Consider the following 12524-nt stretch of genomic DNA (forward strand, 5'->3'; position numbering starts at 1 on the left):
TGCCCCCTTCCTACCTGTCCGCGCGGCCCGCCGCCAGATCAGGGTTTGGGGAGCTTGGTGACGACGTTCTTCGCGACGGTCACGGCGTTGCCGCACGGATCGGCGGCGCTGTCGTCGTAACCCCGGAAGTCCACCTGGGCCAGTTCGACGTCGTCGCCCTGCCACGGCCGGTGCTGCCACTCGACCGTGCACCGGGAGTCGCCGCTCTGCTGTTTCTTGAACGCGGTCACCCCGTTGCCGAGGTCCACCTTGGAGTAACCGTCGCCGACGATCGGGGGCAGGCCCGGCCGGAACCCGACCGTCACCGCCGGGCCCCGGTCCCGCCACTCGCACGAGTGCAGTCCCGTGGGCGCGGCCTTCGCCGACGGCACGGCGGCGGTCACCACCGCGGTGTCGGCCATCGCGCACGGGTCGGCGGTCAGCACGGTGCCCGCCGGGGTCGGGTACTTCTCCGGCGAGTTGTGCACCTTCTGGACGACGGCCTCCACCAGCGCCTGCCCGGGGCGGCAGGGGTCGCCGGCGTAGGTGACCGTCACCGCGAACGCCATGTCCGGGTTCAGCGCGGTCATCGCCGCGACGGCGCAGTCGGTGTCGCCGGTCTTGTTCACCCGCAGCGGCAGCCCGCCGGCCTGGCCGGTCGTCTTGTCGGCGTGGGGCAGCAGGGTGCCGCCGATCTCGAGTTCGAGCCGGATCTCCTTGCCGCCGGGGTCCTTCACCTTGTTGCGGCAGGTGTCGAAGGCGATCGACGACGGCGACGGGTCGTCCTCGACCGTGCCGAGGCCCAGCGCCCCGAGGGCGTCCTTGGTCAGGAACTGGCACGGCTGGATGGTGCGAAGCACGCCGGCCGCCACCGCGGCGTCGGTGATCGGGCCGTCGGCGACCTGGCCGGTGCCGGCCGCCGCGGGCACCGTCGTCCGGGCGAAGTTGGACTTGCCGAGGTCCTGCCCGCACGCCGTCAGCGGCAGCGCGAACGCGGTGACCAGCAGGAACAACTTCAGGAACCGGCCGCGCCGGACGTCTGGGAACACGCCGAGCACGGTAGCGGCCGGTGCGCGCCGGTGTCCGGACAACCCGGTTATTCGCCGGCGACGGCCGGTGTGTCGTCGCTCTCGGTCTCCGGCTCGGCCGGCACGACGAGCGGCCGGACCAGGGCCCAGGTGACGAACAGCGCGGCGACCACCAGCATGCCGATGCCGGCCCACAGGTTGATGTTGACGTCGGCCGACTTCTTGATCTCCTCGGCGGAGGTGAAGGCGATGCCCATCACGGTCAGGATGATGCCGTAGACGCCGATCAGCAGGGCGATGATCAGCCGGATGTCGAAGGCGCCGGCCTTGTGTGCGCGCGGCTGCGACTCGGTAGCCATGCCGTCCTCCTAGAAGATGGCGTTGAGGGCGATGGTCAGGATGAGCACGATGCCGGCGAGCAGGCCCGGCTTGCGGTACCAGCCCGCGTTCTCGCCGGTCGAGTCGTGCTGACGGGTTTCCTTCGGCGTCAGCGAGTAGACCAGGCCGACCAGTTCCTCGTCCGGCTTCGGCTTGGTCGCCAGCGAGACGACGACGCTCACCACGATGTCGACCACGAAGGCGACGCCGGCGGCCACGAAGCTGGTGCCCTGGCCCTCCAGGCCGATCACCCCGGCCTGCGACAGGCCCCAGATCGTGATCGCGGAGGCGGTACCGAGCACCAGGCCGCTCCAGCCGGCGTGCGGGGTCATCCGCTTCCAGAACATGCCCAGGATGAACGTCGCGAACAGCGGCGCGTTGAAGAAGGAGAACAGGTCCTGCAGGTAGTTCAGGATGTTGCCGGAGTTCGACGCGATGAACGCGGTGCCGATCGCGAGGATCGTGCCCGCCGAGGTCACCACGCGGCCCAGGTTCAGGTAGTAGTGGTCCGGCTTGTCCTTCTTCACGTACGTCTGCCAGATGTCGTACGTGAAGACGGTGTTGAACGAGCTCAGGTTCGCCGCCATGCCGGCCATGAACGAGGCCAGCAGGCCCGCGATGGCGATGCCGAGCATGCCGTTCGGCAGCAGGTCGCGCATCAGCAGCAGGAGCGCGTTGTTGAAGGTGACGCCGCTTTCGGCCTTGCCGCCGTCGAGCAGCACCTGCTTGTCCTTGACGTACTCGGACACGGTGACCGCGGCGATCATGCCGGGAATGATCACGATGAACGGGACGAACATCTTCGGGAACGCGCCGATGATCGGGGTGCGCCGCGCGGCGGACATGCTCTTCGACGCCATCGCGCGCTGGACCTCGACGAAGTTCGTCGTCCAGTAGCCGAAGGAGAGCACGAACCCGAGGCCGAACACGATGCCCAGCACCGAAAGCAGGCTGTTGCCGAAGCCGGTCAGGTTGTCACCGGGCCACGAGTGCAGCTGCGCGGTGCCGCCCGGGCTGTTCGTCACCTTGTCGACCAGGCCCTGCCAGCCGCCCACCTTGACCAGGCCGATGATCGTCAGCGGCACCAGCGCGATGACGATGACGAAGAACTGCAGGACCTCGTTGTAGATGGCGGCGGAGAGGCCGCCGAGCGCGGTGTAGGAGAGCACGATCGCGGCGGCGATGATGATCGACACCCACAGCGGCCAGCCCAGCAGCAGGTTCACCACGCTGGCCAGCAGGAAGAGGTTGGCGCCCGCGATGAGGATCTGGGCGGCGGCGAAGCTGACGCCGTTGACCAGGTGGGCCGGCTTGCCGAAGCGCCGCCGCATGAACTCGGGGACGCTGCGGACCTTCGAGCCGTAGTAGAAGGGCATCATCACGATGCCGAGGAACAGCATCGCCGGGATGGCGCCGATCCAGAAGTAGTGCACGGTCGGCAGGCCGTACTGGGCGCCGTTGGCCGACATGCCCATCACCTCGACCGCGCCGAGGTTCGCCGAGATGAAGGCCAGGCCCGTGACCCAGGCGGGCAGCGAGCGGCCGGACAGGAAGAAGTCGAGGCTGCTCGACACCTGCCGCCGCGCCAGGTACCCGATGCCGAGCACGAGCGCGAAGTAGAACGCCAGCTCGATGTAGTCGATCGCGTTCGCGTCGAGTCGCAGGTTCGCATCGGCTAGGACGAGCACCCGACCCACCTCCGGCAGTTCCATTTGAAGCAGGACAAGATCCGACAGGAATCGCCACGATCCTGTCGGATCCGGACAGTACTGCATGGATTCAGGGTCGGCACGCTGACCTGTCCACAATAGACGGAAGGCGCGCCTCCCCCGGCTTTCACCAGGGAAAACGCGCCTCCCGTCCGGCGCCGCGGGAGCGGCCGGGTACTACCGGTCGGTCGGGACGGCGATCTCTCCCTCCTCGTCGATCAGCTTGGCGAGCACCTCGTCGGGCAGGTAGGTCCGGTGCGGGAAGCCCGGGCCCCAGGAGTTGAGGATCGGCACGGCGCCGAGCGCGTCGGCCCGCGGGTTGGCGAGCACGGAGTGGACGTCGTCGACCGACTTCGCCCAGCGGAACGCCTTGATGCCCTGCTTGGCCTCGGGGGTGTACTTCTCGCGCGTCTGCCAGTCGTCGTTCGCGTACGAGTCGTCCCACAGGACGTGCCCGGTCTCCTTGAGGACCTCGGCCGCGGCCCGGACCGACGTGCCGTTCTCGTCACCCGGGTTGGTTTCGGGCCATTCGTCGCGCTTTTTGGCCGCGTCCCAGAGCCAGCGGGCCGCGTACTCGCTGCCGTTGAAGATCGTCATGCACCGGGACCAGCCGAAGCCGACGCAGGCGCCTTCGTGGCCCTGGTCGTAGAAGGCGTACCAGGCGTCGGTGTCCGGAGTGCCGCCCGGCTCGAGGCAGACGCAGTGGCCGCCGCGGATCCGGCCGAGCTTGGCGACGCCGGCCTTCGCGATGAAGAACTCGCCGGACGTTTCGTCCTGTTCCGGGGTGTCGAACGCCGAGTACCAGTTGACGCCGATCACGACCGGCGACCGGGTGGGCCGGTCCTCCTCGGCCAGTGCGCCGAGCGGATACCTTTCGACGTGCCGCCAGTCGTCCGGAATGAACCGGCCCAGGCGCGGGTCGGCCGGATCGGAACCGAGTGGGCGATAACGCATGACTTCCTCCTCCGTGCAGGCATAAATTGCGCACACGCCGGCCGGATGGCATGCGCACCCCGAGCTCGAAGGCGGACTGAAACGTTGGCACGACGAAGAAAGACGGCCGAGCGCACCACCCTCCGGCCACGCCGGACGCACCGGCGGAACCCCTCGAACCGAGTGTCGCACAGCACCGTCGAATAAGAGCCCGAGCTCACCCGATCAGCGCACGAATAGCCGTGGAAGAATCCCTTTTCACCGCGCGGCGGCCTATCGGGTTGACGATTTCCTGGCGGAGCGGGAATCAACGAAACAGATACATCGATTTCGGCATCGATCCGGTATCGGGACCGAGACCGCCCCTTCGGGCAGCCGGGGGGTCAGTTTTTCAACGACCCGGTCAGTCCGCCACCCGCCGGAAGCGCGGCACGCGGCCGGCGGACGTCTCCACCGTCTCGGTGAACATCGCCGCGGGACGGACCCACAGGCCCCTCTCGCCGTAGAGCGCCCGGTACACCACGAGCTGCTCTTCGGTTTCGCTGTGCCGGGCCACGCCGAGCACCTCGTACTCGCCGCCCTTGTGGTGGACGTACCGGCCGGGCTCGACGCCGGACACGTCAGAACAGCCGGAACTCGTCGGACTCGATGCCGCGGAGTTCGTCGTAGTCCAGCGTGAGGCAGCGGATGCCGCGGTCCTCGGCCAGCGTGCGGGCCTGCGGCTTGATCATCTGGGCCGCGAACACGCCCTGCACCGGGGCCAGCAGCGGGTCGCGGTTGAGCAGCTCCAGGTAACGGGTGAGCTGCTCGACGCCGTCGATTTCGCCGCGGCGCTTGATTTCGACCGCCACCGACTTGCCGTCGGCGTCGCGGGCCATGATGTCGACGGGGCCGATCGCCGTCGGGAATTCGCGGCGGACCAGCGTGTAGCCGTCGCCGAGGGTCTTGATGTGCTCGGCCAGCAGTTCCTGCAGGTGCGCTTCGACGCCGTCCTTCTGCAGGCCCGGTTCCGCGCCCAGGGCCTGGGAGTAGTCGTGGAAGACCTCTTCGATCGAGATCACCAGCTTCTCGCCCTGCTTGTTTTCGACGATCCAGAGCTTGCCGTCCTCGATCAGCCAGCACGGCGGGCTCATCCAGTTCAACGGCTTGTACGCACGGTCGTCGGAGTGCACCGACACCGAGCCGTCGGACTTGACGAGCAGCAGGCGGGTGGCCATCGGCAGGTGGGCGGTGAGCCGGCCGGCGTAGTCGACCTGGCACCGCGCGATCACGAGACGCACCCGAGGAGGGTAGGACAGGGTCGGTGATACTGGGCGCGTGGACCCCATTCAGCGTGTCGCGTCCCGCGAGGTGTACCGGAACAACTGGATGACCGTGCGGGAGGACGAGATCCGCCGCCCCGACGGCTCGGCGGGCATCTACGGCGTGATCGACAAACCCACCTACGCGCTCGTGATCGCCCGCGACGGCGACCGGTTCCGGCTGGTCGAGCAGTTCCGCTACCCGCTCGGCGAGCGGCGCTGGGAGTTCCCGCAGGGCACCGCACCGGACCTGGCCGACGTGCCGCCGGCCGAGCTCGCCGCGCGGGAGCTGCGCGAGGAGACGGGCCTGCGCGCGGGTTCGCTGGCCGCGCTCGGCAAGCTCGACGTCGCGGCGGGCATGAGCAGCCAGCGCGGCTGGGTGTTCCTCGCCACGGACATCACCGAAGGCGAGCCGGAGCGCGAGCACGAGGAACAGGACATGCGCAGCGCGTGGTTCGCCCGCGAGGACGTCGACCGGATGATCCGCACCGGCGAGATCACCGACGCGCAGTCGATCGCCGCGTGGGCCCAGCTCATGCTGGCCGAGCCGCGCCTGCCTTGAGCATCCCCCGGATCACCAGGTGGTGGAACGGCTTGATCAGCGCGAAGTAGACCGGGCCGACGCGGTTGTGGAACCGCACGACCGTGCCGAGCCGGAAGCCGCGGGGCAGCGCCTCGACCGTGAGGTACCCGGTCAGGTGACTGTCGTCCACGCCCGCCACCAGGTAGCGCTCCGGATCGCCGGCCCGGACGGTGAAGAAGGCCACCCGGTCGCCGGGTGCGAACCCGACGTCTTCGGGGCGCAGCCGGCCGGTCCGCGGTACCGACGCGGTCTCCAGCCGCAGGGCCTTGGCGAGCAGGTACCGGACGCCGAACAGGGCCTTCACCCAGGGCGGCGACCAGCCGAAGACGCCGGCGACGAACTCGCGCAGGCTGTTCTCGCTGTCGGTTTCCTTGAACTCGACGTAGTCCGCGCCGTCGAGGTAGGGCTCCAGTCCGGTCATGTCCTTCTCCCCAGTACGAGTTCCAACGCGCTTTTGAGCTGCCGGCCGGTCAGCGGGGGCACGACCTGCCCGGCGCCGACGACGACCAGGTACAACGCCTGCGCCAGGCCGGCGTCGCCGCTGATCTCGGCCAGGTAGGCCACCCGGGTCCGGTCGACGCGCTCCTGGACCGCCCTCGCCCCGCCGTCCTGCAGGGCCCACGCCCGGACGGCGATCTCGAGGGCGAGGCCGGATCCGGGGGCGAGCACGAGCTTCAGCAGGGCACCCAGCCGGTCGTCCCCGGCCGCTTCGGCCTGCTCCACGAACCGGGTCGTGCGTTCGGCCTCGAAGTGCTCCAGCAGGGCGGCCCGGTAGCCGGTGATGCCCTTGAAGTGGTGGTAGAAGGAGCCTTTCGACAGGCCGAGCCGCTCGGTGAGCCGCTCGATGGTCACCGCGGGCGCGCCCTGCTCCGCCAGCAGCACCAGCCCCGCGTCCAGCCAGTCCCGTTTGCCCGCCATGGCCATACCATACCGTATGGTACGGTCCGCGCCGGCGAAAGCGGCACTTTCACGTGAAAGTGCCGCTCGTGGTCAGTCGGGCCAGGAGGGTTTGCGCTTCTCCAGGAAGGCCGCCATACCTTCGCGCGCGCCGGGCAGCTGAGACGCTGCCGCCATGACCTCCAGCGCGATCGCGTACGCGTCGGCCTCGGGCCGGTCGAGCTGGGCGTAGAGCGTCACCTTGCCCATCGACTTGCCGGCGCGGCTGCCGCGCGTCGCCCGCGCCAGCAGCTCGGCCACAGCGTCGTCGAGCTGCTCATCGGGGACCACCCGGTTGACCAAGCCCCAGTCGAGCGCCGTCGCCGCGTCGATGACGTCGCCGGTCAGGGCCAGCTCCATCAGCCGCTTGCGGCCGATCGAGCGCGCCACCGGGACCGCCGGCGTGTGGCAGAACCAGCCGCCCTTGCCGCCCGGCAGCGCGAAGCCGGCCGACCCGGCGGCCACGGCGAGGTCGCACGACGCCACCAGCTGGCAGCCCGCCGCGGTGGCCAGGCCGTGCACCCGCGCGATGACGACCTGCGGGATCGACTGCATGGTCTTCATCAGGTCGGTGCACAACGTCAGCAGCGCGCGCACCCCCATCAGGTCACGCGCGGCGACGTCGGCGAAGTCGTGCCCGGCGGAGAACACCGGGCCGTCGCCGGCCAGCACGACCCCGGTCGCGTCGGAGGTGCCCGCCTCGCGGAAGGCGGCCAGCAGCTCGGCGAGGTGGTCCGCGGACAGCGAGTTGCGCCGCGCCGCCCGGTTCATCGTGATCGTGACGGTGTCACCGTCGCGCTTGACCAGGATGTGCTGGTACTCGGTCATGCTCCGACGGTAGTCCTCCGGAACGTGCGGCGGTAACCGTCCGGCCCGACCCCGACCTCGGCACGCATCCGCCGCCGCAGGTTGGCCGCCGTGCCGAGCCCGGACCGTTCGGCGACCCGGTCGACCGGCAGCGACGTCGTCTCCAGCAGCCGCTGCGCATACCGGACGCGCTGGACGCGCAGCCAGCGCCCCGGCGTCACGCCGGTGGCCGCGGCGAACTCGCGGTGGAACGTCCGCTCGCTCATCCGCGCGTGCCCGACCAGGTCCTCGACGCCGATCCCGGTCCCCAGCCGGGTCAGCGCCCAGTCCATCGTGGACGCCAGGCCCGGCTGGGCCGCCGACGGCGGCAGCGGGTGGTCGACGTACTGCCGCTGCCCGCCCTCGCGCGCCGGCGGCATCACGAGCCGGCGGGCGAGCGACGCGGCGACGTCGGCGCCGTGGTCGCGCCGGACCAGATACAGGCAGAGGTCGAGGCCGCCGACGACACCCGCGGAGGTCAGGACACCGCCGTCGTCGGTGTAGAGCACGTCACGCTGCAGGTCCGCGCGCGGGGCGGCATCGGCGAGGGCGTCGAGGTCGCGCCAGTGCGTGGTGGCCGGGCGGCCGTCGAGCAGGCCGGCGGCGGCGAGGGTGAACGCGCCGGAGCACAGCCCGGCGACGGTCGTCCCGGCCCGGTGGGCCCGGCGCAGCGCCGCGACGGCGGCCGGCGGGACCGGGGAGCGCGGGTCGTCGCGGCCCGGTGCCAGCACGAGGTCGCAGCCGTCGAGGCCGGCGAGCCCGTGCGTGGCCGCGACGTCGCCGAACGGCGACAGGGACGTGCGCACCCGGCCCGGGCTGCACAGCCGGACCGTGAACGGGCCGATCCCGCTGTCGGTCCGGTCCTGGGCCCAGACCTCGCCGAGCACGGCGAGGTCGAACGTCCGGGTCCCCGGCAGCAGCAGGACGCCGATGGTGCGCATGGCAGGAAAGTACCGCATCGCGCACCTTCTGCCACTCCCTTCGGGCGTCCGGTAGCGGCGAGACTCGGGGACATGACGCAAACGGCACTCATCCTGATCGACGTCCAGCGCGGGTTCGACCAGCCGGGGTTCTGGGGCTCCCGCAACAACCCGGGCGCCGAAGCGAACATGAAGGCCCTGCTCGACGCGTGGCAGGAAAGACGGCTCCCCGTGGTGCTCGTGCACCACGACTCCGCGGAACCGGGCTCGCCGCTGCGGCCCGGTCAGCCGGGCAACGACTTCAAGCCCGAACTCGACGGCGCACGGCCGGACCTGGTGTTCGGCAAGAAGGTCAACTCGGCGTTCCTCGGCGACGTCGACCTCGACGCGTGGCTGCGCAAGCGCGGCATCACGACCTTCGTCCTGGGCGGCATCCAGACGAACTTCTGCTGCGAAACCACCGCGCGGATGGGCGGGAACCTCGGCTACGACGTCACTTTCGCCCTCGACGCCACGTTCACCTTCGACCTGCCGGGCGTCGACGGCGACGTCGTCACGGCCGACGAGCTCTACCGCGTCACGGCGGCGAACCTGGCGAACCAGTTCGCCACCGTGAAGTCCACAAAGGACATCCTGGCCGGGCTCAGCTGAGGCCGTGCCGCTCCCGGACCAGGTCCACGATGCCCGCCATGATCCCGGTGAGCTCGTAGTCCTTGGGCGTGAACACCCGGGCGACGCCGCGGTCGAGCAGCAGCGCGGCGTCGTCCGGCGGGATGATGCCGCCGACGACCACCGGCACCTCGGCCGCCCCCGCGGCCCGCAGGCCGTTGACGACCTGCGGGACGACCTCGAGGTGCGAGCCGGAGAGCACCGACAGCCCGACGACGTGCACGCCCTCCTGCACCGCGGCCGCGGTGATCTGCTCGGGCGTCAGCCGGATGCCCTGGTAGACGACCTCGAAACCGGCGTCGCGGGCCCGGACGGCGACCTGCTCGGCGCCGTTGGAGTGCCCGTCGAGCCCCGGCTTGCCGACCAGGATCCGCAGCCGCTCGCCCAGTTCCGCCTCGGTCTCCCGCACCCGCGCGCGCACCCGCTCCAGCTCGGCGTCACCCACGCCCGCGACCGCGGAGGCGGAAACGCCGGTGGGCGCCCGGTATTCGCCGAACACCTCGCGCAGCGCGCCGGCCCACTCGCCGGTGGTCACGCCGGCCCGCGCACAGTCCACAGTGGCCTCGAAGAGGTTTTCCGCGGTCTGCGCGCGCTCCTTCAGCGTGGCCAGGGACCGCTCGACGGCGGCGTTGTCGCGCTGGCCGCGCCATTCCTCGATGGCCTGGATGGCGGCCTTCTCGGCGGCGGGATCGACCGTCTCGATCGCCTTCGCGCCCTCGGCCTGCAGCGGCGAGGGCTCGGTCGTCTCGAACTTGTTGACCCCGACCAGGACGCGCTCGCCGTGCTCCATCCCGCGGCGGTACTCGGCCAGCGACGCGACCAGCTGCGACTTCATGTAGCCGCTCTCGACCGCGGCCACCGCACCGCCGAGGTCCTGCACGCGGGCGATCTCCTCGCGGGCGCCGGCCATGATCTCGTCGACCTTGGCCTGGATGACGTGCGAGCCGTCGAAAATGTCCTCGTACTCCAGCAGGTCCGTCTCGAACGCGAGCACCTGCTGCATCCGCAGCGCCCACTGCTGGTCCCACGGGCGCGGCAGGCCGAGGGCCTCGTTCCACGCGGGCAGCTGGATCGCGCGGGCGCGGGCACCGCGGGAGAGCGACACCGCGAGCATCTCCAGCACGATCCGCTGGACGTTGTTCTCCGGCTGGGCCTCGGTCAGCCCGAGCGAGTTGACCTGGACGCCGTAGCGCAGCCGGCGCGCCTTGGGGTCGGTCACGCCGTAGCGGTCGCGGGTGACTTCGTCCCAGAGCGCGGTGAACGCGCGCATCTTGGCCATCTCCTCGACGAACCGGACCCCGGCGTTGACGAAGAAGGAGATCCGCGCGACGACCTTCGCCATGTCGGCCTGGTCGACCTGCCCCGAGTCGCGAACCGCGTCGAGCACGGCGATCGCGGTGCACAGCGCGTACGCGATCTCCTGCGTCGGCGTCGCGCCGGCTTCCTGCAGGTGGTAGCTGCAGATGTTGATCGGGTTCCACTGCGGGACGTGGTGCACGGTCCACGCGATGACGTCGGTGATCAGCCGCAGGCTCGGCCCCGGCGGGAAGATGTACGTCCCGCGGGACAGGTACTCCTTGATGATGTCGTTCTGCGTGGTGCCGGCCAGCTTCGCCAGCACCTCGTCGACGTCGCGGCCCTCGGCCTCGGCCTGCTCGCGCGCCACGGAGACGTACAGCGCGAGCAGCCACATGGCCGGCGCGTTGATGGTCATCGACGTGTTCGCCTCGGCGAGCGGGATGCCGTCGAAGAGCTGCCGCATGTCGCCGATGTGCGACACCGGCACGCCGACCTTGCCGACCTCACCGCGCGAGAGCTGGTGGTCCGGGTCGTAGCCGGTCTGGGTGGGCAGGTCGAAGGCCACCGAAAGGCCGGTCTGCCCCTTCGCGAGGTTGCGCCGGTAGAGCTCGTTCGACGCCGCCGCGGAGGAATGACCCGCGTAGGTGCGCATCACCCACGGGCGGTCTCGTTCTCGGTCCGTTGGGTACGGCACGGTGCACCTCCGGCGGTGGGCGATCCGTCGAGTGTACCCGTCGGTAACTTAGCTGGGCAGTGGAATCGGACACGTCCGGGTGACGACTGGCGCTCAGTTCCAGCCTGTTCCTCCTCGATCAGCCGGCCGAGCCGTGCGGCGTCCGGCACGGTGAACAGCTCGATCGGGACCGTCCCGTTCCGCGACGGCACCGGGACGCCGAAGACGTTCACCGACGCGTCCAGCCGCTTCAACGTCAACGTGCCGGTGCCGTCCTGGCCGGGATCCAGGATCGGTGGCTCCAGATCGCTCAGGTACTCCTCGCGGGGCCGGCCCGAGACGCGGTCGGCGACCAGGACCCGCTGATCGGTGACCGCGTACACCGCGCGGCGCCTCCTCCGGAGCCGCCACAGCACGGGCCCCCCGGCGATGACGAGACCGAAGGCCGCGAAGACCCCCGCCACGACCGGGAACCCGCCGGCCGGGTCCGACAGCCCGGCGGTGAGCGGCCCCGCCACCAGGAGCGAGCCCAGGACCAGGCGGAACCACTCACCACCGGTCGGGACGACGCGACGGGACCGTCCCGACCACAGCAGGCGCTCGCCCGGCAGCAGGACGATGATCGGCTCCTCCACGGCGCCTCCCCGGCGTTCTTTGCCGGGTGACGCTCCGGGTGGCCCCGGGGGTTGCCCGCTCAGGCGGCCGAGCTGCCCGGTTCCGGCGGCGCCTGGCGCGCCGTGGCCTCGTCGATGGCCTTGACCAGCAGGTCGCGGACGCGCTTGGGCTCGCCGATGCCCATCAGCGTCACCGTGCCCGGCCCGGCGAAGCCGATGGTCCCGGTGCGGGACGGCCCCGGTTTGAGGACCGGGGCCGGCAGGCCGGCGAGCTCGCTGGCGCGTTCCTTCTGCCGGAACAGGCCCGAGCGCGCGATGATCCGGGTGTCCGTCACGGCGTAGGTCGTGCGCCCGAGGGCCAGGTACCGGACGACGGAACGGCCGGCAGCGCCGTAGAAGCCGATGACCAGCACCACGACCGCGGCGATCATCGTGGGCCCGCTCGGCTGCTTGACCAGCAGGAACCAGAGCGCGGCCGCGGCGAGGACGAGCCCGGCGGGGGCGATCACCCCGTCCGCGGCGACGTAGAGCGGGCGCTGGACCGGCTCTCCCGCCCAGAGCACGCGCTCACCGGGCAGAAGCTCGATTTCCCCTGCTGACATGGCCGAACACTACTCTGCCGGGACCCCGTCCGCCGAGTCCCGCGACGCTGTGAC

Annotated in this window: 15 protein-coding genes; 2 read left to right on the forward strand and 13 right to left on the reverse strand. The window is 70.8% G+C overall.

What is annotated here, in order from left to right:
• Positions 1–38 precede the first annotated feature (38 nt).
• The 6 genes from C2L59_RS05205 to nucS form a co-directional block, all read right to left on the reverse strand.
• Positions 39–1028 (reverse strand): DUF3558 domain-containing protein, encoded by a 990-nt coding sequence (locus tag C2L59_RS05205; RefSeq protein WP_233223283.1) that lies wholly within the window; start codon positions 1026–1028, stop codon positions 39–41.
• Positions 1029–1075: 47 nt separating this feature from the next.
• Complete coding sequence (locus tag C2L59_RS05210; RefSeq protein WP_103348364.1) at positions 1076–1366, reverse strand: hypothetical protein; 291 nt, start codon at positions 1364–1366, stop codon at positions 1076–1078.
• Positions 1367–1375: 9 nt separating this feature from the next.
• The gene (locus tag C2L59_RS05215) at positions 1376–3073 is read right to left on the reverse strand and encodes a sodium:solute symporter family protein (RefSeq protein ID WP_103348405.1); all 1698 of its coding nucleotides are present in this window, start codon (positions 3071–3073) and stop codon (positions 1376–1378) included.
• A gap of 198 nt (positions 3074–3271) precedes the next feature.
• Complete coding sequence (locus tag C2L59_RS05220; protein WP_103348365.1) at positions 3272–4048, reverse strand: hypothetical protein; 777 nt, start codon at positions 4046–4048, stop codon at positions 3272–3274.
• Between the two features lie 382 nt (positions 4049–4430).
• Positions 4431–4646: a DUF1653 domain-containing protein gene (locus C2L59_RS05225; RefSeq protein WP_103348366.1), complete on the reverse strand. Its 216-nt coding sequence runs from the start codon at positions 4644–4646 to the stop codon at positions 4431–4433.
• A 1-nt stretch (position 4647) separates the two neighbouring features.
• Positions 4648–5307, reverse strand: a complete 660-nt coding sequence (gene nucS, locus C2L59_RS05230) for an endonuclease NucS (RefSeq protein WP_199198923.1) — start codon at positions 5305–5307, stop codon at positions 4648–4650.
• Between the two features lie 37 nt (positions 5308–5344).
• Here nucS and C2L59_RS05235 point away from each other — a divergent pair, with 37 nt between their 5' ends.
• Positions 5345–5890 carry an NUDIX hydrolase gene (locus C2L59_RS05235; protein ID WP_103348368.1) on the forward strand — a complete coding sequence of 182 codons (546 nt, stop codon included), beginning with the start codon at positions 5345–5347 and terminating at the stop codon, positions 5888–5890.
• Here the strand turns inward: C2L59_RS05235 and C2L59_RS05240 are convergent.
• From C2L59_RS05240 to C2L59_RS05255, 4 genes are all read right to left on the reverse strand, one after another.
• Positions 5862–6332 carry a DUF2867 domain-containing protein gene (locus C2L59_RS05240; RefSeq protein WP_103348369.1) on the reverse strand — a complete coding sequence of 157 codons (471 nt, stop codon included), beginning with the start codon at positions 6330–6332 and terminating at the stop codon, positions 5862–5864. The two genes, C2L59_RS05235 and C2L59_RS05240, sit on opposite strands and share 29 nt — an antisense overlap.
• Positions 6329–6829, reverse strand: coding sequence for a TetR/AcrR family transcriptional regulator (locus tag C2L59_RS05245; RefSeq protein WP_233223284.1), 501 nt, complete (start codon positions 6827–6829; stop codon positions 6329–6331). Before C2L59_RS05245 ends, C2L59_RS05240 begins: the two co-directional genes overlap by 4 nt.
• A 72-nt stretch (positions 6830–6901) precedes the next feature.
• Positions 6902–7675, reverse strand: coding sequence for an enoyl-CoA hydratase-related protein (locus C2L59_RS05250; protein ID WP_103348371.1), 774 nt, complete (start codon positions 7673–7675; stop codon positions 6902–6904).
• The gene (locus C2L59_RS05255) at positions 7672–8634 is read right to left on the reverse strand and encodes a GlxA family transcriptional regulator (protein ID WP_103348372.1); all 963 of its coding nucleotides are present in this window, start codon (positions 8632–8634) and stop codon (positions 7672–7674) included. Before C2L59_RS05255 ends, C2L59_RS05250 begins: the two co-directional genes overlap by 4 nt.
• Positions 8635–8706: 72 nt before the next feature.
• Between C2L59_RS05255 and C2L59_RS05260 the strand changes: the two genes are divergently transcribed.
• Positions 8707–9264, forward strand: a complete 558-nt coding sequence (locus C2L59_RS05260) for a cysteine hydrolase family protein (RefSeq protein ID WP_103348373.1) — start codon at positions 8707–8709, stop codon at positions 9262–9264.
• Here the strand turns inward: C2L59_RS05260 and C2L59_RS05265 are convergent.
• Genes C2L59_RS05265 through C2L59_RS05275 form a run of 3 tightly spaced genes read right to left on the reverse strand, consistent with a single transcriptional unit; the run spans position 9257 to position 12470 of the window.
• Entirely contained in the window at positions 9257–11233 is a 1977-nt protein-coding gene (locus C2L59_RS05265) for a protein meaA (RefSeq protein WP_233223285.1), read from the reverse strand. The two genes, C2L59_RS05260 and C2L59_RS05265, sit on opposite strands and share 8 nt — an antisense overlap.
• Positions 11233–11889 carry a hypothetical protein gene (locus C2L59_RS05270; RefSeq protein WP_103348375.1) on the reverse strand — a complete coding sequence of 219 codons (657 nt, stop codon included), beginning with the start codon at positions 11887–11889 and terminating at the stop codon, positions 11233–11235. Before C2L59_RS05270 ends, C2L59_RS05265 begins: the two co-directional genes overlap by 1 nt.
• A 59-nt stretch (positions 11890–11948) precedes the next feature.
• Positions 11949–12470: a PH domain-containing protein gene (locus tag C2L59_RS05275; RefSeq protein WP_103348376.1), complete on the reverse strand. Its 522-nt coding sequence runs from the start codon at positions 12468–12470 to the stop codon at positions 11949–11951.
• Between the last annotated feature and the right edge of the window lie 54 nt (positions 12471–12524).

The sequence above is a fragment of the Amycolatopsis sp. CA-128772 genome, assembly GCF_002904295.1.
Classification (GTDB): Bacteria; Actinomycetota; Actinomycetes; order Mycobacteriales; family Pseudonocardiaceae; genus Amycolatopsis.

What these genes read in the sequence shown, in the direction of transcription:
- C2L59_RS05210 (WP_103348364.1), bottom strand. Translation starts at nt 1,366, where the DNA reads ATGGCTACCGAGTCGCAGCCGCGCGCACACAAGGCCGGCGCCTTCGAC.
- C2L59_RS05220 (WP_103348365.1), bottom strand. Translation starts at nt 4,048, where the DNA reads ATGCGTTATCGCCCACTCGGTTCCGATCCGGCCGACCCGCGCCTGGGC.
- C2L59_RS05240 (WP_103348369.1), bottom strand. Translation starts at nt 6,332, where the DNA reads ATGACCGGACTGGAGCCCTACCTCGACGGCGCGGACTACGTCGAGTTC.
- C2L59_RS05245 (WP_233223284.1), bottom strand. Translation starts at nt 6,829, where the DNA reads ATGGCGGGCAAACGGGACTGGCTGGACGCGGGGCTGGTGCTGCTGGCG.
- C2L59_RS05250 (WP_103348371.1), bottom strand. Translation starts at nt 7,675, where the DNA reads ATGACCGAGTACCAGCACATCCTGGTCAAGCGCGACGGTGACACCGTC.
- C2L59_RS05255 (WP_103348372.1), bottom strand. Translation starts at nt 8,634, where the DNA reads ATGCGCACCATCGGCGTCCTGCTGCTGCCGGGGACCCGGACGTTCGAC.
- C2L59_RS05260 (WP_103348373.1), top strand. Translation starts at nt 8,707, where the DNA reads ATGACGCAAACGGCACTCATCCTGATCGACGTCCAGCGCGGGTTCGAC.
- C2L59_RS05265 (WP_233223285.1), bottom strand. Translation starts at nt 11,233, where the DNA reads ATGCGCACCTACGCGGGTCATTCCTCCGCGGCGGCGTCGAACGAGCTC.
- C2L59_RS05275 (WP_103348376.1), bottom strand. Translation starts at nt 12,470, where the DNA reads ATGTCAGCAGGGGAAATCGAGCTTCTGCCCGGTGAGCGCGTGCTCTGG.